This is a genomic window from Hungatella hathewayi WAL-18680, from assembly GCF_000235505.1.
Lineage (GTDB): Bacteria > Bacillota > Clostridia > Lachnospirales > Lachnospiraceae > Hungatella_A > Hungatella_A hathewayi_A.
In genome coordinates this window covers 254,193-275,438 of record NZ_JH379028.1, presented here as the reverse complement: position 1 = coordinate 275,438, position 21,246 = coordinate 254,193, and the positions used below count along the sequence as shown (strand labels likewise).

19 protein-coding genes and 1 pseudogene are annotated in these 21,246 nt (G+C 50.3%); 1 reads left to right on the top strand and 19 read right to left on the bottom strand.

Annotated features, from left to right (window positions below; translation table 11 throughout):
- Positions 1-97 precede the first annotated feature (97 nt).
- The 9 genes from HMPREF9473_RS17130 to rfbA form a co-directional block, all read right to left on the bottom strand.
- Complete coding sequence (locus tag HMPREF9473_RS17130; RefSeq protein ID WP_006781444.1) at positions 98-1,300, bottom strand: winged helix DNA-binding domain-containing protein; 1,203 nt, start codon at positions 1,298-1,300, stop codon at positions 98-100.
- 55 nt (positions 1,301-1,355) lie between these two features.
- The gene (locus HMPREF9473_RS17125; RefSeq protein ID WP_006781443.1) at positions 1,356-3,527 is read right to left on the bottom strand and encodes a hypothetical protein; all 2,172 of its coding nucleotides are present in this window, start codon (positions 3,525-3,527) and stop codon (positions 1,356-1,358) included.
- Positions 3,528-3,900: 373 nt separating this feature from the next.
- Positions 3,901-6,837: a translation factor GTPase family protein gene (locus HMPREF9473_RS17120; RefSeq protein ID WP_006781442.1), complete on the bottom strand. Its 2,937-nt coding sequence runs from the start codon at positions 6,835-6,837 to the stop codon at positions 3,901-3,903.
- A gap of 169 nt (positions 6,838-7,006) precedes the next feature.
- Positions 7,007-8,488 carry an ATP-binding protein gene (locus HMPREF9473_RS17115; RefSeq protein WP_006781441.1) on the bottom strand — a complete coding sequence of 494 codons (1,482 nt, stop codon included), beginning with the start codon at positions 8,486-8,488 and terminating at the stop codon, positions 7,007-7,009.
- A gap of 90 nt (positions 8,489-8,578) precedes the next feature.
- Entirely contained in the window at positions 8,579-10,402 is a 1,824-nt protein-coding gene (locus HMPREF9473_RS17110) for an EAL domain-containing protein (protein WP_006781440.1), read from the bottom strand.
- A gap of 48 nt (positions 10,403-10,450) precedes the next feature.
- Complete coding sequence (rfbC, locus tag HMPREF9473_RS17105; RefSeq protein WP_006781439.1) at positions 10,451-11,005, bottom strand: dTDP-4-dehydrorhamnose 3,5-epimerase; 555 nt, start codon at positions 11,003-11,005, stop codon at positions 10,451-10,453.
- Positions 11,006-11,040: 35 nt separating this feature from the next.
- Positions 11,041-11,886 carry a dTDP-4-dehydrorhamnose reductase gene (gene rfbD / locus HMPREF9473_RS17100; RefSeq protein WP_006781438.1) on the bottom strand — a complete coding sequence of 282 codons (846 nt, stop codon included), beginning with the start codon at positions 11,884-11,886 and terminating at the stop codon, positions 11,041-11,043.
- On the bottom strand, positions 11,886-12,908 hold the full coding sequence (gene rfbB / locus HMPREF9473_RS17095; RefSeq protein ID WP_006781437.1) for a dTDP-glucose 4,6-dehydratase: 1,023 nt from the start codon (positions 12,906-12,908) through the stop codon (positions 11,886-11,888). The genes rfbD and rfbB overlap by 1 nt, the downstream gene beginning before the upstream one ends.
- Before the next feature lie 54 nt (positions 12,909-12,962).
- Positions 12,963-13,844: a glucose-1-phosphate thymidylyltransferase RfbA gene (gene rfbA / locus HMPREF9473_RS17090; protein WP_006781436.1), complete on the bottom strand. Its 882-nt coding sequence runs from the start codon at positions 13,842-13,844 to the stop codon at positions 12,963-12,965.
- Between the two features lie 321 nt (positions 13,845-14,165).
- Here rfbA and HMPREF9473_RS17085 point away from each other — a divergent pair, with 321 nt between their 5' ends.
- Positions 14,166-14,369: a cold-shock protein gene (locus tag HMPREF9473_RS17085; RefSeq protein ID WP_006781435.1), complete on the top strand. Its 204-nt coding sequence runs from the start codon at positions 14,166-14,168 to the stop codon at positions 14,367-14,369.
- 96 nt (positions 14,370-14,465) lie between these two features.
- Here the strand turns inward: HMPREF9473_RS17085 and HMPREF9473_RS17080 are convergent, their stop codons facing one another.
- The 10 genes and pseudogenes from HMPREF9473_RS17080 to HMPREF9473_RS17035 form a co-directional block, all read right to left on the bottom strand.
- Positions 14,466-15,692 (bottom strand): MerR family transcriptional regulator, encoded by a 1,227-nt coding sequence (locus HMPREF9473_RS17080; RefSeq protein WP_242830855.1) that lies wholly within the window; start codon positions 15,690-15,692, stop codon positions 14,466-14,468.
- Positions 15,693-15,704: 12 nt separating this feature from the next.
- Positions 15,705-16,130, bottom strand: coding sequence for a type II toxin-antitoxin system HicB family antitoxin (locus HMPREF9473_RS17075; RefSeq protein ID WP_006781433.1), 426 nt, complete (start codon positions 16,128-16,130; stop codon positions 15,705-15,707).
- Between the two features lie 37 nt (positions 16,131-16,167).
- Positions 16,168-16,350: a type II toxin-antitoxin system HicA family toxin gene (locus tag HMPREF9473_RS17070; RefSeq protein WP_006781432.1), complete on the bottom strand. Its 183-nt coding sequence runs from the start codon at positions 16,348-16,350 to the stop codon at positions 16,168-16,170.
- A gap of 256 nt (positions 16,351-16,606) precedes the next feature.
- A complete protein-coding gene (locus tag HMPREF9473_RS17065; protein ID WP_006781431.1) occupies positions 16,607-16,798 on the bottom strand; it encodes a helix-turn-helix domain-containing protein in 192 nt (63 codons plus the stop codon).
- Positions 16,799-16,811: 13 nt separating this feature from the next.
- Positions 16,812-17,522: a hypothetical protein gene (locus HMPREF9473_RS17060; RefSeq protein ID WP_006781430.1), complete on the bottom strand. Its 711-nt coding sequence runs from the start codon at positions 17,520-17,522 to the stop codon at positions 16,812-16,814.
- A 57-nt stretch (positions 17,523-17,579) separates the two neighbouring features.
- Positions 17,580-18,269: a hypothetical protein gene (locus HMPREF9473_RS17055; RefSeq protein ID WP_006781429.1), complete on the bottom strand. Its 690-nt coding sequence runs from the start codon at positions 18,267-18,269 to the stop codon at positions 17,580-17,582.
- Between the two features lie 16 nt (positions 18,270-18,285).
- Complete coding sequence (locus HMPREF9473_RS26415) at positions 18,286-18,900, bottom strand: hypothetical protein (RefSeq protein WP_138669545.1); 615 nt, start codon at positions 18,898-18,900, stop codon at positions 18,286-18,288.
- Between the two features lie 87 nt (positions 18,901-18,987).
- A complete protein-coding gene (locus tag HMPREF9473_RS17045) occupies positions 18,988-19,533 on the bottom strand; it encodes a hypothetical protein (RefSeq protein WP_006781427.1) in 546 nt (181 codons plus the stop codon).
- A gap of 61 nt (positions 19,534-19,594) precedes the next feature.
- The gene (locus HMPREF9473_RS17040; RefSeq protein ID WP_006781426.1) at positions 19,595-20,107 is read right to left on the bottom strand and encodes a hypothetical protein; all 513 of its coding nucleotides are present in this window, start codon (positions 20,105-20,107) and stop codon (positions 19,595-19,597) included.
- Between the two features lie 11 nt (positions 20,108-20,118).
- Positions 20,119-21,246 (bottom strand): annotated as a pseudogene (locus HMPREF9473_RS17035) (hypothetical protein); the annotation flags it as partial.

Sequence of the window (21,246 nt, the reverse complement as noted above, 5' to 3'; positions counted from 1 at the left end):
ATCTGCTGAGCGATATCATATGGTTTTTAGGACATAAAAAAAACTGCCAGTGGCTTTAGCTTTAGCCCACTGACAGTAAAATATGATATTTTGATTTCTATCTCCCATTGTCCACTGAAATCTCCACCTTCACCAGTTCCTGCCGGCGGAATGCGGTGTAGTCTTCGGCCAGGCTGCGGAGTCTGCTTTCCGCCGCGGCGTCATTCCACAGCGACAGGTTGATTTCCATGCCTCTGCCCTTCTTTTTGCTGGTCCAGGTGCCGATGATTTCTCCGTGAAAGCAGATTGCACCTGGGTTGCTCACGGTTTTCCAGATGTGCTTGTGGAGGGATTTGTCGGGCTGCAGGACCAGGCGGTCGCGCTGGTCCAGATAGGGGTCGTGGCCTCCGAGGAGCAGGAGTTCTCTCCCAAATGCAGGTGGGGAGAAGAGATTTTCACTGTCGGCTGACAGGATAGATGCTTTTTTCCCGTTAGACATCACTGTCTCCATCTCTCCGGAGACGGAATTCCACATCCGCCGTCCCTGTTTTCCGGAGCAGCCAAGCCAGCCGATGAAGGCGTCGACGTTGGCCGGGCCATAGCAGTGGAGGAATTTTCGTACCAGTTTCCTAGGGGATTCCTCATCATACACAAGTTCCTGGCCTGTCCAGCTTTGATAGGACGTGAAGGTGGGGCTGATTCCTTCTCTCTCCCCGAACACCACCAATCCGAGAAACGCACATGGCCGAAGCATAAAGGACACCACTGCCCCTCCCACGCTCTGTTTATCCGGGCTGCCATACATGGACGGCTGTGCCCACAACTTTCGTTTCTCCCCAGGCAGCAGCGGCGCCATCCAATCCGCAATGGTCTGGTCCAGCGTTACCTTGCTGACTATCCGTTTCCCATCCAGCCGCGGCATTACCTGCATAAGTATTTCAAATAATTCCTCAAATGTCATTCCCAGGAAATCCAACGCCAGCGTGATTCCCCGTGTATAGATCCACGGCTCCTCCCCCTGCGCTGCCAGCCCGGCCAGAAATGCATTGCTCTCCTTCGCCGGAAACACTACCGGCGCCCCACGAAGGCTCCATGCCTGGAGAAGTACCTTTTTCTCATACAACAGCGATTCCATCTCCTCCACACGCATCCCCGGCACCCGGTTATAAAGCGCCGTCTCCCACGCCCCCGGCGGACTGTTCTGCAGCCCACAGGCCCCGGCAATCTCTGCGATATCAGACCTCTCATACATCCGATCCAGGTGATGGGAATGCAGCCGGAAACTTCTTATCTGCTCGATACTTGGCTCGATTTGATTCATCTCATGATTCCTTTCTCTGAATGCAACGACTCCGACTGGTCTTTACCGACTGTTACTAGATGATAACAAACATCTTGTTAATCAACCCAGTCATCGCTTTACCGATTTCATATGCCAGCACATCCATAAATACTTCAGATCCAAAAAAATCTTTAAACCACTTCTGTATACTACGGATTGTTTCGTCATATGTAAGAATTGGATTAAAATAAATTGAATCAACCCTCTCGCGAACAATCAGATTACCATAAGATATATTATATGCCACCTTATCCATAACCATATAGTATTTATCCGAGGAAGCAAAGTAATTTCTGAAAATCAAATGTAACTTCTGTAACTTTCTCTCCTTAATCGATAACTTTTCTACCAATGCAGGATTCATATCTATAAAGGCATACTTTGTTAATTCCTCGTTCCTATCAAGTTCCTCAATAACCTTATCTAACTCAACTTCTTCTATATTGTTTGCCAAAGTTTTTATAGCAGCATTCTCATAGAGTGTCAAAAATTTAGGCATATTACTTTCAAGTACCGTTTTTAGCATTCCCTTCATGTTGATACTGAAATTACCATATACGTAAGCGTTGGTTGTATAACCTAAACCAATCTGCAGATTTTCAACATAGCGCACTACACTTCGACCATGAATTCTACGGTTATCAATAATCTGATATCCATTAACCGTCGCTTTGTCCTCCACAAGAATTTTTTGAATCGCAGAAAACTCGCGATTAAGAACGTCTTTATTTACTACTATATCAATCGCCGGCAATTTTGTATTATTAACAGTTACAAAAAGCGGGGAAGTAATCCCTTTTGGTAAAATCTTAAGCTGTGTCTTATACAGAATATCATTAATTTCATTATACAACCCAGCCTTTTTGAATTTTTCTACAAAGGGAGAGTTCATTGCTTTTAACGCTACCTGAATTGGGTCAATTTGTTCTTCTAAATATCGAATTGAAAGCCATGTTGCATTCTCTTCTTCAAATAATGCCAAATAACCCTCAACATCTTTTTCCAAAGCTGATACAGCATCCAGCACATGCTTATTATAATCTGCCTGCATCAATTCTACTGTCTCTCTGTCAGCACGATTAATTGCTGTACTTATGGCAAGGTCTGCTTTAGTAAAAATTACATTTACTGGAATATCAAGCTTCTTTGCCTTTCCAATTTTTGAGCTTACAGCTTGACAACAATTTAAAATTACGTCATTTCTCTCTTCTAGACTCATCAGCAGCATAATACTATCTGGACTGCAATTTAATGCGATATCCAAAGCATCCTTCATAGAATTGCTATCCATACTTACCTGATTCAATCCCATTGTATCTCTCAAGCAAAAACGAAGCGGAATTTTATCATCAAACATTTCTATCAGTTCTTTTCTAGGTTTGCATACCATTGTAATATCTTCTACAATAAGACTATATGGCTCATAAGGATCAAAAACATGCTGTAACATATCCCCACCAAAAGGAAGTACATCTCCTTTTTCAACACTATATTCGCCAACTTCTCCAACCTGTCCATTAGTTCCTATACACACCGCCAACTTATGCTTAACAATTTCTCCAATTTCCGCTAACCAACTCTGGTACTCTTCCTTTACTTCTTGTGGAATGCCATTCCACATTTCTTCCATAACAATGCTTCGCACTTCATCAATGCCAACAGTACGCTTATCCGGCTCTTTCTTTAATTTATTCACCCGAACCTTAAAGGATTCTTCTGCTCCGTCAATAATCTGCAACGCACATTCAACAATCCTTTTTAATTCATCTACTGGTATATCCGATGAAACTCTCCCTAAATGGTACTCAGCCCCTTTAGGTTCCCAGACTTCCATAAGCGCTCCCTCTGTAAGAGCTTCTACTGTTTCATCAACATCATATCCGTTTGAAACATACAGTTTTGCCACTACTTCCATAACTTTGTTGTGAATCACTTTGAATGAATACTCTTTCCCCTTAATATGTAGTGCAAAATGCTCATCCTTATCAATACGTTCATCAAACATAAAATTACAAGGGATAATAGTGGTCTGGTTTTTCTTACCTACTCCGACCAATATAAACTTGACAATTTTATTGTTGACCAGTGCATAAATCATAGTACTTTTCCCAGAACCTGTCGGACCAATTACCACTATGTTCTGTGCTGATTTCCTCCTATGGTATACTTCACCAGGCATTAACCTCTTCATTTCCTGTTTTCTCATAACGAAAAAACCTCCTTGTTTAAAATCAGACGTGACTTTAAACAAGGAGATTATAAAATAAAAAATCCATGCAAAATGCATGGGCTCAAATTCAACAATCTCTCGCCGCATACTTCGAGACAGGTAACGTGCCCTACGTATTCCTATATCTTGGTACTGGTAATGACTGTGGCTCACCGTTTTCGTAGTTCGTATCTTGCTTAGTCATGTCTGTATGCTAAATTATATTCTAGAATATTTCTTTTGTCAATATTTTTTTCTTAAAAGTTTGATATATTATGTTTGGCTATATTATGTTTGATATATTTTAGAACAAGAAAGAAAAACACCGTCAGTCTTTGTCTGGCTGACGGTAAATTTTTACTGCTAGTAGTTATTCATCCTCAGACAACTCCTCCATCTGCCTCCTCGTTTCCTCTGAAACGGAATCCATGAGGTAGTTTCTGCCGCCTGGGGTTTTGTTGTTTTGGGCAATATCCTGGCGGAGGGTTTCGCTGGCCTGGAGAATGGCCTCCTCCAGCTCTCTTGCGGAGATGAGAAGACAGCCCTGGCCGCGGATGATGATTTGCTCCAGACGGTCGGATGTCGCCACCGTGACACGATAGTTCCGCCCGTGCTCGTGGGCAAACTTCTCGATATACTGGTCGGCGGTCTCGGCTTCCTTGGTGTAGACTACCTGGATGTTGTGGTAGTCAAAGCATTCCGTCACATGTCCCTGGACCCGGTAGGCGTCAAAGACCGTGATGAGATGGCAGCGGCGGATTGCCTGGTAATTGCAGAGGATATCGAGAAGGCGCCCTCTGGCGCTGTCGATGTTTAACTCCGCCAGCTCCCGCAGTTCCTCCCAGGCAAAGATAATGTTGTAGCCATCCACCAGAAGATACTCCTCCTTCGAAGTCTCCCTCTGGGACGGCGTGTAGGTCCGGACTACCGGGGCAGACGACGCGGCGCTGCTTCTCCGCTCCCGCGACTTCCAGCCCTCCTTCCCCACAATCTCCTTCCCACGGCTGTTGGCGTAGAAGGTGCGGTTTAGGATGGCGTCCACCTCGTCGGTTCCAAGAAATACCTCCTCCTGCTGCTTTGCCACCGGCACGCTGGCTCTGGCTCCGGTCTGGCGATTCCGCCCAACGGCAGCATGGACGGCGCCGGCAACTCCACCCCGGCCAGCTGCTCCGGCGGCTCCACCCCATCCGGCAGCTCCGGCTTCGCCAGTTCCGGCGCCCCCAGCCCCACCGGCACTCCCGGCCAGCGGCGCTCCATCCATCATTTCCCCATATTCTCCGTCAAATCCAGGCGCCAGACATCTGTCCAGGTGCATATAATCCTTCACCTCATCCCAGCCCACGATAAACCCGGCCCCATGAGCGCAGAATACGGAGGAAGGCGGATTGTCCAAATCCCCCTCCGGGTCATACCCGGCGGCCTCTATCACCTCATCCGCATTGTGACAGGGTCCGTATCCCTTTAGACTGCATGACAAATGTCCCGCCCCAGCCGTATAGGCCGTCACCTCTTTCTGGTACCCGTCCATACAGGCCACCGGCGCCGTACCAGTCAGCACCGCGGTTCCGTCCTCTATCATCGGCGGCTCCCATTTGCCATACATCCGGTCCAAATCCGTCATGGCCCGGCCGGCCATCCGCTCCGGGACCTCCAGCCGGAACTCATAGTATGGCTCTAAAAGTTCACATTCCGCCTCCATCAGTCCCTGGCGCACCGCCCGGTAGACCGCCTGCCGGAAATCGCCGCCTTCCGTATGCTTCTTATGGGCCCGGCCGGATTTCAGCGTTATCTTCATATCCGTGATGGCCGCCCCCGTCAGCACACCTTTGTGAACCTTCTCCTCCAGATGGGTCAGCACCAGTCTCTGCCAGTTCTTCTCCAGCACCTCTTCCCGGCAGTCGGCGGCAAACTGAAGACCGCTCCCCGCCTCCCCCGGCTCCAGAAGAAGATGCACCTCCGCATAGTGGCGCAGCGGCTCAAAATGTCCCACGCCCTCCACCGTATTTAAAATCGTCTCCTTGTAGACAATGCTCCGCTCTCCAAACTCCACATCCACGCCAAACCGCTCTTTCACAAGGCTTTTCAGAATCTCCATCTGAATTTCCCCCATCAGCTGCACGTGAATCTCCTTTTTGCTCTCCTCCCAGGTGATATGAAGCTTCGGGTCTTCCTCCTCCAACTGGGCCAGCTTGGGCAGCTTGGCGGCCGCATCCACCTCCTCCGGCAGTATCAGCCGGTAGGTCAGCACCGGCTCAAGCACCGGCAGCACGGAGGCCGTCTCATATCCCAGCCCCTGACCAGGAGCCACACGGGTCAACCCGGTGACCGCACAGATGGTCCCCGCCTCTGCCTCCGGCAGAGTCTCAAATTTCTCCCCCGAATACACCCGAATCTGGTTCACCTTCTCCCCGTCAACCATATCCTTCACTTTCAGGCTTCCACCGGTTATCTTTAGATAAGCCAGCCGGTTCCCCTGGCCGTCCCTGGAGATTTTAAACACCCGCGCGCCAAACTCCTCCGGGTATTTTGGCGTTTCCATAAACCACTCCATCCCCTTTAAGAATTCCTCCACGCCATCCAGCTTCAGCGCCGAGCCAAAGAAACAGGGAAACATTTCCCGCCCCGAAATCATACTCCTCACGAGCCCGTCCGACACCGCGCCCGTCTCCAGATACTCCTCCAGCGCGTCCTCCCGGCACATAGCCGCCGCCTCGTAAAATGATTCCGGCCACACCGGTTCTCCGCCAGCTCCGGCCACATGTTCCCCAGCCTTCCCGCCAGCTTCCTCTCCCCCAAACATCCCAGAAAAATCCACACAGTTCCCATCCAGCCCGCTCCTCAACTCCTCCAGCAGCGCCGCCTTCCTCTCCCCGGCCAAATCCATCTTATTCACAAACAGAAACACCGGCACCTGGTACCGGGCCAGCAGTCTCCACAAAGTTCTCGTATGCCCCTGCACCCCATCCAGCCCGCTGATCACCAATATGGCATAATCCAGCACCTGAAGGGTCCGCTCCATCTCCGCCGAGAAATCCACATGTCCGGGCGTGTCAAGAAGGGTCATCTCCATGTCCCCAAACCGACATACCGCCTGTTTGGAAAATATGGTGATTCCCCTCTTCTTCTCCAGTTCATAGGTGTCCAGAAAGGCATCCCCTCTGTCCACCCTGCCCAGTTTTCTGATATTCCCGCCCGTATAGAGCATGGCCTCGGACAACGTCGTCTTCCCCGCGTCCACATGGGCCAGTAGAGCAGCGCTAACTTGTTTTCTATGTTTTATTGGCTTATTTTCTGATGTATCTTCCATCAAAAATGTCCCTTTCTGTTGTCTATCATAAATCATTGTGAAACTTAGCGTAACTTAGATTTCAGACCACACCATCTCGAAAATCCAGGTTTTAAGCCATTTCGCAGCCTTTATTTGCAACTATCAACTCCCTAAATCTCAATACGTGAAACTTACGGTAACTTAAATTCTATGCCCAGTGCGGTATATATTTCATATATCTCGGTGCCGTCATGGGGTCTACTGGTTTAACCAGACCTGCATCCAAAGTGTCTTTAATGATACGGGATGCTTTGGTCTTCTCCTTCTCATCTAAGCCAAACAGCGCCCGTACATCCATATTTCCAATCGTTCCAAAACTTACATAAGCAAGACACGTGTGCATATAACAGGTTCGTATACGGTCTTCTTTCGTTGTAAGTTCAAACGGAACTTTTGCAAACATGACTACTTTTGTAAATTGGTTGTTCTGATTCTCGATACGTGGAGCCAGCAAATTGTATTTTCCAGTGATGCCGATAATTTTATCATAACCACTTCCACGTTCCTCACAAATACCGCAGCGATGCATAAATCCTGCAATATTTTCATTTCTGGAAACCGGAACCGTATCAACGATTCGGTCAATAGCCACCAGAGGCGCACCTGCATTAGAAAACTCAATTCTATTGGTAAAAAGTTCCACCATAGGGCTGGTTCCCTTTTGTTCCAGTGCTTGATGGATAATAGCATTGGCCAAAAGTTCTCGAATTGCCACTTCCGGATATGCAGTTTTTTTCTTTCGTATTCCATCCTCCATAATTTCTTCATGGGGAATAATGGTCATAATATATTTTATGACTTCTTCAAAGGAAATAGCGTAAACCAAATCGAATGTCTGCTCATCAATACCATCCAATCGTGTCGTATCGCGATATTGAATCACCCGGACACCACGTCGAAGTAATCCCTCAAATTTTTTCAGATTTTTGGCAAACAAAAGCGCACCATAGTTTGTAATATCCCACCGGCCTGCGTCATTTAGCTTTATAAACTTCTCTTTTTTAAAGTCTCCCAATACCTTTTCACGATTACTTGGAATTGGCAGTTCCAGCTTATCATAATATTTTGTGTAATCCAAAAGTGATGTAATCTCTTCCTCTGATGCATTAGAAAAGGCGGTTCGCAGTTCATAAGGCGTTGTATCAAATAATGCCCATAACCGCGCTTCTTTTTCCTTATAATCAACCAACGGCTTTAAATTTGTTCCCACACGAATGTACGCCGTCTTTTCAAACCTGGTTGGCTCTGTTTCCGCAGCCGGTATTTCAATCAATGTTACACGGATTTCATTTCCGTCCGTCCCCATCCTCATCTGTACTTCATGAAACCTGAAATCAATCTTCGGATGAATCATACGTGTAAGCCATGCTTCCAGTTCTTCATTTCCTCTTTTCACTTTTCGATATTCAAAGTCAGTTCCAACAATATCATGGCTGCCATCCTGAATCCCCCAGACAAGATATGCTTTTGTCCTCTCCTCCAGGGCTGCCGCATTGCTAAGACCTGAAATATATTTTGCTATTCGTTCCGGATCTTTGTTATTGCATTTAAATTCAACCCACTCTACTTCAGTTGGGAGCTTCGATAACTCACGAACCAGGCTCTCCAAATATTCTACTGAACGCGCCATGCCAAATCTCCCTTCTAAAGTTAAAATCACCCGTAAATGGCAGGTCCATAATCGCTTGCCGGCTCATGTCTTCTGTTCCAGTCTTATCTGTTACAAATCTTCCTTCTGCCACCGCATGTCCATCTTCCCAAGCAGTTCTCTCCGCTCTCTGGCCACCCGCTCCAGGGTCTCTCTCCGCCGGTTCTCATTTTCAATTCGCTCCGTGGCATCAAAAAATGCACACAGTATGTAAGGTCCCCACTCCGGGCTGGACGCTCGTCCTCCGTACATGGACATATACATCCGCTCCCCGTTTTTCCTGGTGATATAGTATTCCAGATGAATACACTGGTTTCTGTCCAGCTCCTCCTTCATCGTGCTGTCCGCAAAAGGTGAGATAAACTGGGCATCCAGAAGTCTGTCCCACTCCCCTTTTCCGAAGGTCATCACTTCCTCCCTGCTGTACCCCGTCATGGCGAAATACTCCGGCGTCGCAAACAGAATCCGGTTATCCTCGCTGAATCCCGCAATGCCGCAGGGCATAATATGAAAGAAGGACTGGGAAATGGAGCGCACCTGGGCTTCCGGCAGACGCTCAATGTCCACATGCTCCGGCGCAAACGCCGAGGACTCCTCCGTCCTCAGCCATGGCAGTTCACAGTAGCCGTGCCTGTTCTCGCAGAACTCCAAAAACTGCTCCGCCGGCATCGGCCTGGCAAAATAATATCCCTGTGCCACCTGGCACCCCTGCTCCCGCATCCGCTCGCACTGCTCCGCCGTCTCCACGCCCTCACACAGCACCGTGGTCTGGAAATCGTTGGCCAGCGTCACCACCCGCTTGATAATCTTGTCATTGCGGCGGGATTTTTCCTCATCCTCCACCAGGAACGAGCGGTCCAGCTTCAGCACGTCAAAATCCAGCTCCTGGAACACCATCACTCCCGAAAAGCCGGAACCGTAGTCGTCGATGGAAGTCTTGTAGCCGTAAGCCCGCAGCTTGGACATGATGGCTTTGGCCACCGTGAAATCCTCCATCAGCACCGACTCCGTCAGTTCAAATTCCAGCAGATAGGGCGGTATCCCGTAATGCTCCACCAGATTCTGGATTCTCATGGCCGTGTCCGGAAATCTGGTATGTATTCTGGACATATTGACCGATATGGGCAGCGGTTTCCTGCCCGACTCCATGATGCGTTTCAAAAACCGGCATACCTTGCCGTAAATCACAAAATCCAGCTGGGCCACCGTCTCATTCCGCTCCATCGTCGGGATAAACTTATCCGGCGGCACTTCCTTCCCATCCGGGCGAATCCATCTGGCCAGCGCCTCCGCGCCCACAATCTTGCCTGTCATCAGATTAATCTTTGGCTGGAGATAAAAGGTAAACTCATCCCGGTATAGGGCATCCTGGATTTCCACCTCCAGCTTCTTTCCCTGGATAATCTTCTGCTGCATGTCCTCATCAAACCACAGAAGGCCGGTGCTCTGTACCTCCTTTGCCTTCTTTCTGGCAATGTTGGCGCTGTCGATGGCCGTCCGCACGCCGGAACTGCCGCCCTTCACACAGCAGAGTCCTCCCATCAGATGGAGACTGCAGCTTCTGTGATTCTTCCGCTCCGCTTCCAGAAAACGCTGCAGCTGCTCCTCCATCCTCTCACTCACCGCCATCAGCGGCACGCCTGTTTGTATCTCTCCCAGATAGAGATAGTGGTCCGAAAATACACGGCTGCACAGCCGGACATCAGGCAGCTGTCGCAAAAATGACTCCAGAGCCGTCAGAAAACGGTTCCCCTCCTCCACTCCGTAAAAATCGTTGACCAGCTGAAATCCTGCAATATCCAGATACATGACAAAGAAGCAGGATGCTTCCCCTGCTTCGTCTATCATATATTTTGCTTCTTCAATGAACTGCTCATATCTGCTTCGATGGGCCATCACACGCACCTCTCCCTATGCTTCATTTTACTGCCGGAATATGAAACATTAAAACTTGAAGGTGTCTTTAAATCCCTGCCACTTCTGATCCTTCTCGCTGATAATCAGCTTCATGCCGTCCTCAATCGGCCACTCAATGCCAATCTCCGCATCATCCCAGGCCATGCCGCCCTCGTCGCCGGGACGGTAGAAATCCGTGCATTTATAACAGAATTCCGCTTCATCGGACAGGACTAAAAATCCGTGGGCAAATCCCTCCGGAATATAGAACTGTTTCTTATTCTCGGCTGTCAGCTCCACGCCAAACCATTTTCCATAAGTCCTGGAGCCGCTTCGCAGGTCCACCGCCACGTCGAACACCCGGCCACGCACCACGCGGACCAGCTTGCCCTGGGGATACTGCTTCTGAAAATGCAGACCGCGCAGCACTCCCTTCACCGACATGGACTGGTTGTCCTGGACAAATACCATGTCGAGACCTGCCTCCTTAAAATCATTCTGGTTGTAGGTCTCCATAAAATATCCCCGCTCGTCACCAAATACAGACGGCTCAATGATATACAGGCCCTCAATGTCACAAGGGGTCACTTTTATCTTTCCCATGATGTACTTCCTCCTGCTGCTAATTTCTATTTTATCTAATATTCTATCTCCTGTAAATACCGTGACAGCGCATCCTGCCAGGACGGCAGACGCTCAAACCCATTTTCCTCCAGTTTGTCCTTGCTCATGCGGCTGTTCATGGGCCGTTTGGCTCTGGACGGATAGCTGGCGGAATCCACCGGCGATACCGCCACCTTCATGCCGGCCTGTTTGAATATCTCGCAGGCAAACTCATACCAGCTGCACAGCCCCTCGTTGGTGGCGTGATACCTGCCGTAGCGCTCGGTCTCAATCATATCCACCAGAAGTCTGGCCAAATCGTAGGTGTAGGTAGGCGAGCCAACCTGGTCATCCACCACGGTAATGCTGTCGTGGGTCTTGCCCAAATTCAGCATGGTCTTGATAAAGTTCTTCCCGTTGACGCCGAACACCCAGGCGATGCGGACGATGAAATACTTGCTCAGATGACGCTCCACCGCCAGCTCTCCCTCGCATTTGGTCAGGCCGTAGACATTGAGCGGCTCCCGCTCATCATCCGGCTCCCAGGCTCTGGTGCCCTGGCCGTTGAACACGTAGTCCGTGCTGATGTACATCATCTTGATGTCCAGTTTCTCACAGATTCTGGCCACGTTCTCCGTGCCGTCGGCATTGACTCTCCGGCACACATCCACGTTGTCCTCAGCGGCATCCACCGCCGTGTAGGCGGCACAGTGAATCACCGCCTCCACGTCCGCCTCCGTAATGACCCTCTCCACGCTGGCCGCGTCCGTGATATCCATCTCCTCGATGTCCACGCCCACCGCCACATGGCCCCGCTTCTCCAGTTCATTTACCACATCATGGCCCAACTGGCCTTTGACACCTGTCACCAATACTCTCATTATAATCTCTCTCCATACATCTTGTCAAAGTAGTTTGCATATTCTCCGGAAATAATGTTCTGCCACCACTCCTGATTGTTCAAATACCACTCGATGGTCTGGGCGATTCCGGTATCAAAATTGTACTGCGGCTTCCAGCCAAGTTCTGTCTCCAGCTTCGTCGGGTCGATAGCGTAACGCATGTCATGGCCAGGTCGGTCGGTGACAAATTTAATCAGACTCTCCGGTTTATTCAAAGCCTTTAAGATGGTTTTCACCACTTCTAAGTTGGTTCTCTCATTGTGTCCGCCTACGTTGTACACTTCCCCCTCTTTGCCCTTGTGGATAATCAAGTCGATGGCGGTGCAGTGGTCAGCCACATGAAGCCAGTCGCGGACATTTTCCCCTTTTCCGTATACCGGAAGCTCCTCGTCTGCCAGCGCGCGGCTGATAATCAGCGGAATCAGCTTCTCCGGGAAATGATACGGCCCGTAGTTGTTGGAGCACCGGGAGATGGTCACCGGCAGGCCGAAGGTTCTGTGGTAAGCCAGCACGAACAGATCGGCGCTGGCCTTGGAGCTGCTGTACGGGCTGGAGGTGTGAATCGGGGTCTCCTCCGTGAAGAATAAGTCCGGCCGGTCAAGCGGCAGGTCGCCGTACACCTCATCGGTGGACACCTGGTGAAAACGTTTCACGCCGTACTTCTTGGAAGCGTCCAAAAGCACTCTGGTTCCCTGCACGTTGGTCTGCACAAAGATTCCCGGGTCCGTGATGGAGCGGTCCACATGGCTCTCCGCCGCGAAATTCACCACGATATCAAATTTCTCTTTCTCAAACAAGTCCATGATAAACGGCTCATCCGCGATGTCGCCTTTCACAAACTTGTAGTTTGGCTTGTCCTCCACCGGTTTTAAGGTCTCTAAATTGCCTGCGTAGGTGAGTAAATCCAGGTTCACAATCTGGTAATCCGGGTACTTATTCACCATATGATGCACGAAATTGCCGCCGATAAAACCGGCGCCGCCTGTCACTAAAATCTTCATATTATCAATTCCTCCTTGGTTTTCCTCTTCTTTATTTAAATGATTTTAATACTCTTACTTATCAATATACTTTCCCGCCAGCACATCCATCAGGTACTGCCCGTACTGGTTTTTCTTTAACGGCTCAATATTGGTGAGCAGCTGGTCTTTTGTGATCCAGTGGTTTAAGTAGGCAATCTCCTCCAGGCAGGCAATCTTGCGGTGCTGGTGTGTCTCCATGGTGCGGACAAAGTTGGTGGCATCCACCAGCGACTCATGGGTTCCCGTGTCCAGCCAGGTGAATCCCTGTCCCAAAAGCTCCACATCCAGCTTCCCGTCCTCCAGATAAATCCGGTTCAAATCCGTGATCTCCAGCTCGCCTCTGGCCGACGGCTTCAGATTCTTCGCATACTCCACCACCTTATTATCATAGAAGTAAAGGCCGGTGACACAGTAGTTGGATTTGGGCTGCTGCGGTTTCTCCTCGATAGAAACGGCCTTGCCGTCGGAGTCAAACTCCACAATCCCGAACCGCTCCGGGTCATCCACATAGTAACCGAACACCGTGGCGCCCTCCTGCTTGTTGGCCGCGTGGAGCAGGCGCTTCTTCAACCCATGTCCCGCGAAAATGTTGTCGCCCAGAATCATGGCTACATGGTCATCCCCAATAAAATCCGCTCCGATGATAAATGCCTGCGCCAGTCCATCCGGTGACGGCTGCACCGCGTAGGACAATGCAATCCCAAACTGATGCCCGTCGCCAAGCAGCGATTCGAATCTCGGCGTATCCTCCGGCGTAGAGATAATCAGGATTTCCCGGATACCCGCATTCATCAGAACGGACAGCGGATAGTAAATCATCGGCTTGTCGTAGATGGGAAGCAGCTGTTTGGATGTCACCATCGTCAATGGATACAGTCTTGTACCGGAACCTCCGGCTAAAATAATACCCTTCATCATACACCTCCGTGTGGTTTGTTATTTGCATTATACAGGGTGACGTTACGTCACTGTCAAGGGTTAATTCGAAAGTTGAGATTAAGATTCTCTTAAAATGATGTCCAAATTTTTGAAACAAATTTTATTTTCTGAAAAAACATAACTATTTCAAAATTTGTCTTGACAAACAAATCCTCCCATGATATAGTTAGGAAGTATTTTTGATAAGATTTGATTTCACATGTTTTTGTAAGTCATGAATCATTATTGATAACTTACAAAAGCATGTGTTTTTTATTTTTTGGAGAAAATATAATATTATAATGGAGGTACCTATCAATGAATAACGGTACAGTAAAATGGTTTAACAGCACTAAGGGATTTGGATTTATCACAAACGACGAGACAGGCGAGGAAGTGTTTGTACACTTTTCCGGTATTGCCACAGATGGCTATAAATCTTTAGAGGATGGTCAGAAAGTAACCTTCGATACCACTCAGGGTAATCGTGGTCTTCAGGCTGTCAATGTGTGCGCAGCATAAGAATTGACATTCTTACAGGCGTCCAGGCGGTTCGCAATGAGCGAATCTGCCTGGACGCCTGTTTTTTTGCTTTCTACAACAGGAATGAGTCCGGTGTTACTGGCTCTGGGCACATTTCCGGCAGATGAAAATGCCGGCCATTTTGGTGATGTGGATACAGCCATGCTCTCTCATCTTCTTCTGGAGGAAGGATTTGAAATCCAGCTGGCGCTGGCTTAGGATCTCGCTCTGGTTGCCGTGGCAGGATAAAATGTAATCCAGAAGCGGTTCCGCTTCGTCCACAGTCAGGTAATCGTCGTACAGCACTTTTTCCACGGAATCGAAATGCTCCTCCAACATTTCCTGGCCGTTTTCCAGGCCGAACAGCTCGTAGAGGGCCACCTCCGAGAGCGTGATTCTGGAATCGAATTCCTGTACCAGGGAGGTGATTTCCTTCATGTGCTCTCTGCCGTAGGCGCTGCAGTAGAAAACACCGTCCTCCCTCATGACCCGGTTAATCTCCTCCAGGGCCTTATCCAGATTCTTGACGTAGAAGAGCACATGGTTGGCGATGACCCGGTCGAAGCTGGCGTCACCGTAGGGCAGCTTCTGGCAGTCCGCCACGGCGTAGCGGAATACCTCCTGCCTGGCATCCACATTTTTCAAAAGCTCGGACGCGTCTTCCACCATCCCGGCGGAGATGTCGGTCAGGAAGATGTTTTTTCCACGAAGGCTGTCAAGTTCCGCCTCCTGCCACAGCTCCCCGTTGCCGCAGCCCACCTCCAGGATAGAGTCCGCCGTTTCCAGTTCCATCTGGGACAACAGCCACGGGAACCAGGACACCGGGTTGTGGGAAAACCGGCGGTGGAGCTCGATTCTGACATTTAAGTTGACCGCTGTCTTGTACTGGTCCACCAGCGCATGCTCCATGTTGGTGATATGAATCAGATTCAGAATGCTGTTCCAGTCCACATGCCTGGACTCCCCCAGCATCCTGGTGGTATCGTCCAAAGTCTGGGCCATCATCTGGAGATGGCGGATTCTCTTCTCAATCAGTTCCTTCTGCAGATCCAGCGAATGGGCGATATCCTCCACCTCGTCGTTAATCGTCATCGCCACAATCTCCTCCAGCGAAAACCCCAGGTATTTCAGAGAAAGAATCTTCTGCAGCCGCCCAAAGTCCTCATCCGTATACAACCGGTACCCCGCCTCACTCACCTGGCTCGGCTTCAAGATCCCCTGCTTATCATAATACCGAATCGTCCGTATCGTCACATTCGCCTTCCGCGCAAACTCCCCAGATGTGTAATACCCCTTGTGCCCCATCATGTCCACCCCCTTCATTCTCTAACCTTTTTATCTTCTTGCTACACTGTCTTTCCTTGTGGACTGCATTCTCTCACTCAGAGCCTGCTTTAAGACAGCAGAGCAGCTGATATGATTCTCCTCCACAAAAGTATTCAGCCATGCAGGGATGGTAAGTGTTTTCTTTACGGAGCGATTGCCATATTTTGCCGCATAGGAATCCATATCCAGAGCGACCATATTTACAAATTGTCCCGGTTGCACGGGAATTTCACTTAATTCTGATGCCTTCGGCGCCTCTCTCCCATCCTCCAATTCCGTAAGCACCCAGCCGCTGGCCGCGTCCTCCGACATAAAAATAGCTTCAGCCATCGTATCACCGCCGGTGACACACCCCGGTAAATCGGGAAATTCAACCACATAACCACCACTTCCATCTTCATATGGGGTAAATATTGCCGGGTATACTAATTTCATTGTTATTGCTCCTTTCTATCTGGGCTGCAACAGCACGTTAAAGCCCTGCCTGTTTCAGTATTGATTTCACCAACATAGGGTTTATATCTTTCCCTTTATGCTCCGGAACTGTTATCTTTCCGGGTTTTACAAAATGCTTGTATTGATGATGAGAACCGACTTGATTCACTTCAAACCAGCCATCCTTCAAAAGCAGTTTTTCTACTTCCCTAAACCGCATCTTATCCTCCTGTAATTATAGCACGTATTATACGTATAGTCAATTTTACAAAATTACCATACATATGGATGAAATAGAATCGTTCTGTCTGACTAAAAAAACTAATGAAACTCTGGCCGAACCGGCCGCAACGGCTTGCGCCGTAGATGACTCACAGAGAGAAACTCTGTGTGATTAGAAGTAGTATAACATAGAAATCTAATTACTGCAAGGGGACCTCCGGCCTTGACGGCCTTCTGGTCCCCCTGGGATATATTTATTTGATTCCAAGTGTTTCGGCGATGCGTTCTTTGGTCCGCTCACATTGGTTGCGGCCGTAGATGATGTCGCTGACGGTGGAGTTGGCGATGCCAAGGCGTTTTGACAGTTCCTTCTGGGGCATGTCCTGTTCTACCATTGCTATCTTCATTTTCTTTCCAAATGGGGTACATGGGATTCTTTCTGCCATAAGAGTTCCTCCTTTATACTGTTGGCTCTGTTGTGGTTACCATGAAGGTTGGTGTCACTGCGAATTTGTCCTGGTGGTTCCAGCCGGTTTTGGTCAGGCCGTAGACTTTCAAATTCAACTCCGTCGGGGTGCTGCCGGATTTGGCGGCTATTTTCCCCTTGTCCCCGTTCAGCATGTATTTGTAGTTGTCGCCTGCTCCCTTCTCCTCCAGCCAGAAACCGTCATCACCAGTTCCCGGTTTGATTGCGGATACATCCACGGTGGCATCCTTGACGGCCAGCATCACGCTGTGGGGCGCACTTAAGCCCGCCTTTGTCGTCACCAGCTTCATATCCGTCACCGCCCCCGCATAAGCGGCCCCATCCTTGTCCTTGTTCGTGCCTACCTGTGAAATGTACACATAGACCGGAACGGCCGAGTTGTTGATAATTTTGTACTTGGCGGACTGTTTTCCGCCGATCTGGGTCGTGACATCATCCTCCGTGTAGATCGTTGGGTCAATGTTGAATCCGGCTTTCAGCGGCAGGGTCACGCTCAGCGTTGTCGCATCAATCTGTCCTATCAGCTCCGATACGGCGCTTCCGTTATCGCCGGTTACAGTGCTTGGATTTGCCGCCGCCTCTGTCGGGTCCACATCCAGCGCCGCGTATCCGGTCATACAGCCAGCCGCTGTCATTCCCATTGCCAGTACCAGGGCCGTGATTTGTTTCCTGTTCTTCCTCATATTTTCTTTCCTCCTGCATTTTTTCGTTTCTTGATTTTTTATTTAAACCAGCCGCGCTTAATTGGCGCGTACCGCGCTGATTTTTAATGTCGGTCTCACCGTGAACCGGTATTCCCCGTAGAAATCTGCCGCTGCCTTCCCGTAGAGCCTGAGTCCTGTGCTCTCTCCAGCTTTTAAATCCGTGATTAAAATGTCCTTCCTGCCCGGATAGATGGCATACTGCTCAAAATCGGCATCGCTCTCATAGGTTTTGTCGGACCTTCCAAGCACCAGGATGGCGCTTCCAAAGTTCGTCACCTCCGAGATTCTGTCCACCAGACGAAATGCCTGTTCCGGCCCACCGGGATAGGTTCCGCTGAATACAATATCCCCTCTCTCCATTTCCTTCACCTCCGATATCTCCAGGCGAATCGGCACCACGGAGCGGTTCTCCACTCTCAGAATGCTGGAGTCTGGGCTCAATATCTGGCCTCCCGGATTCTCCCTCGCATCAAAGGGCGCCTCCGGGTCAATCCAAAACTCAAATCCATCTGACGGCATGGTCACGGAAATGAGGGAGGCATCCACCGTCCCCAGCAATTCTGTCCTGACGGCTTTTTCCGTTTCCTTCAGAGGAAAGCTCACCTCCCCGGTCTCCGCCGGCCCCGGCAGAGGACCGGATGCCCGCGCCGTATCCGCCTGTGCCGTCCCGAACATGATAACAGCGGCGGCCAGCAGGACGGCAGACGTTCCTGTTCTTTTCTTCAATGCACTTTCCCTCCTCTCACTCCTGCAGCGTCAGCTTAATCTGGGCGCCTGCCTGGCCGATATACGCCTCATCTTCCTCCCGGTAGGCGTAGAATCTGGCCGTGCAGGAATACTCTCCCGCCGGCAGTTTTTCCTTTAACGGGGCGGACTCCACGTAGTTTCCCGGAGGAATGGCCCCTGTTTCATAAATCTTCTCCCCGGTGTCATCCCTCCAGATTTCCACACGAATGAGTTTCCCCTGGTTGGACGGATTCTCAATCATCCAGTTGATATCCTGCTCTGCCCCACTGACTCTGCCGAACGGGGTGGCATTGATGGACATGGCCAGCATGCCTTCTTCCACCATGGCATCCAGCTCCCTCTGCCGCTCTTCCGGAGATTTACCGGGAATATCGCCCTCCACAATATTGGCCTCATACACCAGGCCCTCTGTCTGGGGCGCCTTGTCTCTCCCCTGTATGTAGAAATAAGCGGCGGCGGCCAGGGCGGCCAGCAGGAGCAGCACTAGAAGCGCAAGCACCGGCGTCATGCTGCGCCGTTCGTCATGACCGGGCCGGTTTCTCCCGGTCCCTTTTCTCCCAGGCCTGTCCCTCCCACGTCCATTTCCCCGCCTTGTATCCTGTCGTTCCATTTTTTCTTCCATCCTTATGTCCTTTAATCTCACCGATATGGGCACACATGACTTATCTTCCTGGCATGCGCCCCCTTATTCCATCCATCATTGCTGTACATACAGGGTAATCTGGGCTCCCCCTCTGCCGATATAGGCATTGTCGCTTATCCGGTAGGCATCAAAATTGGCGATGCAGTGATATTCCCCTGCCGGAAGCGCCACATCCAGAGGGGCGCTCTCGATATACTGCTCCGGGTCCAGATAACCGGAGCGATAGATTTCCTCTCCGGTATCCTCTCTGACAATGGTCACGGTGAAGCGGTTCCCGTTGTCAGGCGGGTTCTCAATCATGAAGTTGGCCTCCGCCTTCCCGTCCCTCATCATGGGAGTGGCATTGATGGCAAATGTGAGCATTCCTTCCTGCACAATGGCATCCAGCTCCTCCTGTTTTCCCTCCAGGTTCGTCAGGGTGCCACTCTGGACCCGGCCCTCCGGCTCCAGCCCGGAGTCCGCAGTGACCTGACGGGTCTGAATGTAGAGCACCGATACGGCGCTGCCAATGACAATCAGACAGGTGATAACAGCCAGGATAACGACTATGGTATTGGCGTGATTCCTTCTGGACCGCCGGTTGGATTTTTCTTCTGTCATTCCACTGCATCTCCTTGTTTTACTTACTTCTGCCTTATTACTGCTTGACATGTTTCGGTACTCAGCCATCCAAGTCCTCAACCACGCGCAGCGTCAACTCCAGCGTCATTCCTCCGGCTGGTTTCTTCTCCTCAAATAATTCGATATTGGCAAGTACCTGATACTCTCCCGGCTCAAGCTTCTCCTTCAACCGGACTTTCTCCACATAGTTCCCCGGGTCTACCCGTCTGGTGCCTCCGATGTGGGCTCCGGTGGATTTCAGATACAGGTTGATTCTGGAACTTAACCGGTTTCCGGACGGATTCTCAAACTCGATGTTGCAGTCCCTGCTTCCGGCTTTCACCGTGGGAATCTGGTTCAGTACAATCTGGTACTCCCCGGATTCTATGGGTCCCGTTCCCCCATGCAGGACTCCGCTTTCGGCCCTGCTATCCGGGAGAATGTCAATCCGGGTCTGAATCATTTCCGGAAAACCGTACCGGAAGCCACATAAAAGGAGCGCAATACTGATGATGGCTAGCGGCGCCAGATACCGAAGGAATTTCCTGCATGTTCTTCTCTTTCTGGATTTCATACGTTCTCTTCTCACTCCGCGGTCACACTCACACCGCTCACATCCCCCTCCGGTATGGTGAATTGATAAGTTATCCTGAAGCCGAATTTCTGCTGTGGACCGATATGCAGCATACTGTGGTCTATGAAATACCGGTAGCCCAGTCCCTGGTTATAGCCGATGTCTGCTTTCATCCAGGTTCCTGCCGCTCCCTCCACAGCGGGCGGTGTGTAGTACAGCTTCTCTTCCCCGATTGCTCCCGTATCCGAAGCCTCCTTCGGTCTGGCTATCCCAAGCTTCACTCCCTGACCAATCAGGGCCTTCGTATCATCAATGGTTACGTTAGAAGCAATTGGCTTCAGCGCCACATCCATGACGGTTCCATCGCTCGCACTCTCTCCCTGTGGAATTGCCGCCACGCCGCTGACGGTTACCTCAATGGGGTAGGTATTGTTATTGCTCAATACCAGGTCCTCCGTGTATGCCGTGCTGCTCACTCCCGGTTTCAGGGTAATGGAAACCGGCGTTTTCATCGTCACGGTCAGGGTCTTGCTGGTCACCCCTTTTACCTTAATCCAGACCTCGTAGCGGGTGACAGCCAGATTGGCACCGCTGCCGGTTTTCTCTGCCAGTTCCAGAATCAAGGTCCGGTCATGAGGATAGTTGTACGCCGAAGTGACAAACATGCGCAGTCCTCCCCGCTGGGTGCAGCTGTCAATGGTTTCTGTTGGCTCTGTCAGACTGCCTGTCAAGTTATAGAAATCTGTGTTTCCAGCTGCAATGCCAATATTCTGATTGGCATTGATACTTCCATAGGTATAGTAGTAATCAATCAGTTTCGTACTCTTTGGCAGGATAAATTTCGGCTGTCCCTCTCCCTGCTCTACCTGATGGATCCCACGGTATAAAGCGCCGTCCGGCGGCCTGGTTTCGCCAGCCCACACTCCTGTGGACGCCACCCAGTACCCCCAGCCTGCCAGGGAAACCTCCGCCGGGTCCACGGTCACATTCAGAACGACTGGCTTATCAAAGGTTGGATATCCCCTGGTACTTTCATCATTAAGGGAGGTATACCATACACGGGCATCGCCCTTTCGCTCGGTTTCGGGTGTGCCCTCCACCATATTCAGGATGTCGGCCTGGGCCTGGGTTTTGGCCAG

Excerpts from the sequence above, each read along its gene's own strand:
- HMPREF9473_RS17045 (WP_006781427.1), bottom strand. The coding sequence starts at position 19,533 with ATGACAGAAGAAAAATCCAACCGGCGGTCCAGAAGGAATCACGCCAAT.
- HMPREF9473_RS17040 (WP_006781426.1), bottom strand. The coding sequence starts at position 20,107 with ATGAAATCCAGAAAGAGAAGAACATGCAGGAAATTCCTTCGGTATCTG.
- HMPREF9473_RS17130 (WP_006781444.1), bottom strand. The coding sequence starts at position 1,300 with ATGAATCAAATCGAGCCAAGTATCGAGCAGATAAGAAGTTTCCGGCTG.
- HMPREF9473_RS17085 (WP_006781435.1), top strand. The coding sequence starts at position 14,166 with ATGAATAACGGTACAGTAAAATGGTTTAACAGCACTAAGGGATTTGGA.
- HMPREF9473_RS17115 (WP_006781441.1), bottom strand. The coding sequence starts at position 8,488 with ATGGCGCGTTCAGTAGAATATTTGGAGAGCCTGGTTCGTGAGTTATCG.
- HMPREF9473_RS17065 (WP_006781431.1), bottom strand. The coding sequence starts at position 16,798 with ATGGCAGAAAGAATCCCATGTACCCCATTTGGAAAGAAAATGAAGATA.
- HMPREF9473_RS17125 (WP_006781443.1), bottom strand. The coding sequence starts at position 3,527 with ATGAGAAAACAGGAAATGAAGAGGTTAATGCCTGGTGAAGTATACCAT.
- HMPREF9473_RS17120 (WP_006781442.1), bottom strand. The coding sequence starts at position 6,837 with ATGGAAGATACATCAGAAAATAAGCCAATAAAACATAGAAAACAAGTT.
- HMPREF9473_RS17075 (WP_006781433.1), bottom strand. The coding sequence starts at position 16,130 with ATGAAATTAGTATACCCGGCAATATTTACCCCATATGAAGATGGAAGT.
- HMPREF9473_RS26415 (WP_138669545.1), bottom strand. The coding sequence starts at position 18,900 with ATGGAACGACAGGATACAAGGCGGGGAAATGGACGTGGGAGGGACAGG.
- rfbC (WP_006781439.1), bottom strand. The coding sequence starts at position 11,005 with ATGGGAAAGATAAAAGTGACCCCTTGTGACATTGAGGGCCTGTATATC.
- HMPREF9473_RS17110 (WP_006781440.1), bottom strand. The coding sequence starts at position 10,402 with ATGGCCCATCGAAGCAGATATGAGCAGTTCATTGAAGAAGCAAAATAT.
- HMPREF9473_RS17080 (WP_242830855.1), bottom strand. The coding sequence starts at position 15,692 with ATGAAGGGGGTGGACATGATGGGGCACAAGGGGTATTACACATCTGGG.
- HMPREF9473_RS17060 (WP_006781430.1), bottom strand. The coding sequence starts at position 17,522 with ATGAGGAAGAACAGGAAACAAATCACGGCCCTGGTACTGGCAATGGGA.
- rfbA (WP_006781436.1), bottom strand. The coding sequence starts at position 13,844 with ATGAAGGGTATTATTTTAGCCGGAGGTTCCGGTACAAGACTGTATCCA.
- HMPREF9473_RS17070 (WP_006781432.1), bottom strand. The coding sequence starts at position 16,350 with ATGCGGTTTAGGGAAGTAGAAAAACTGCTTTTGAAGGATGGCTGGTTT.
- rfbD (WP_006781438.1), bottom strand. The coding sequence starts at position 11,886 with ATGAGAGTATTGGTGACAGGTGTCAAAGGCCAGTTGGGCCATGATGTG.
- rfbB (WP_006781437.1), bottom strand. The coding sequence starts at position 12,908 with ATGAAGATTTTAGTGACAGGCGGCGCCGGTTTTATCGGCGGCAATTTC.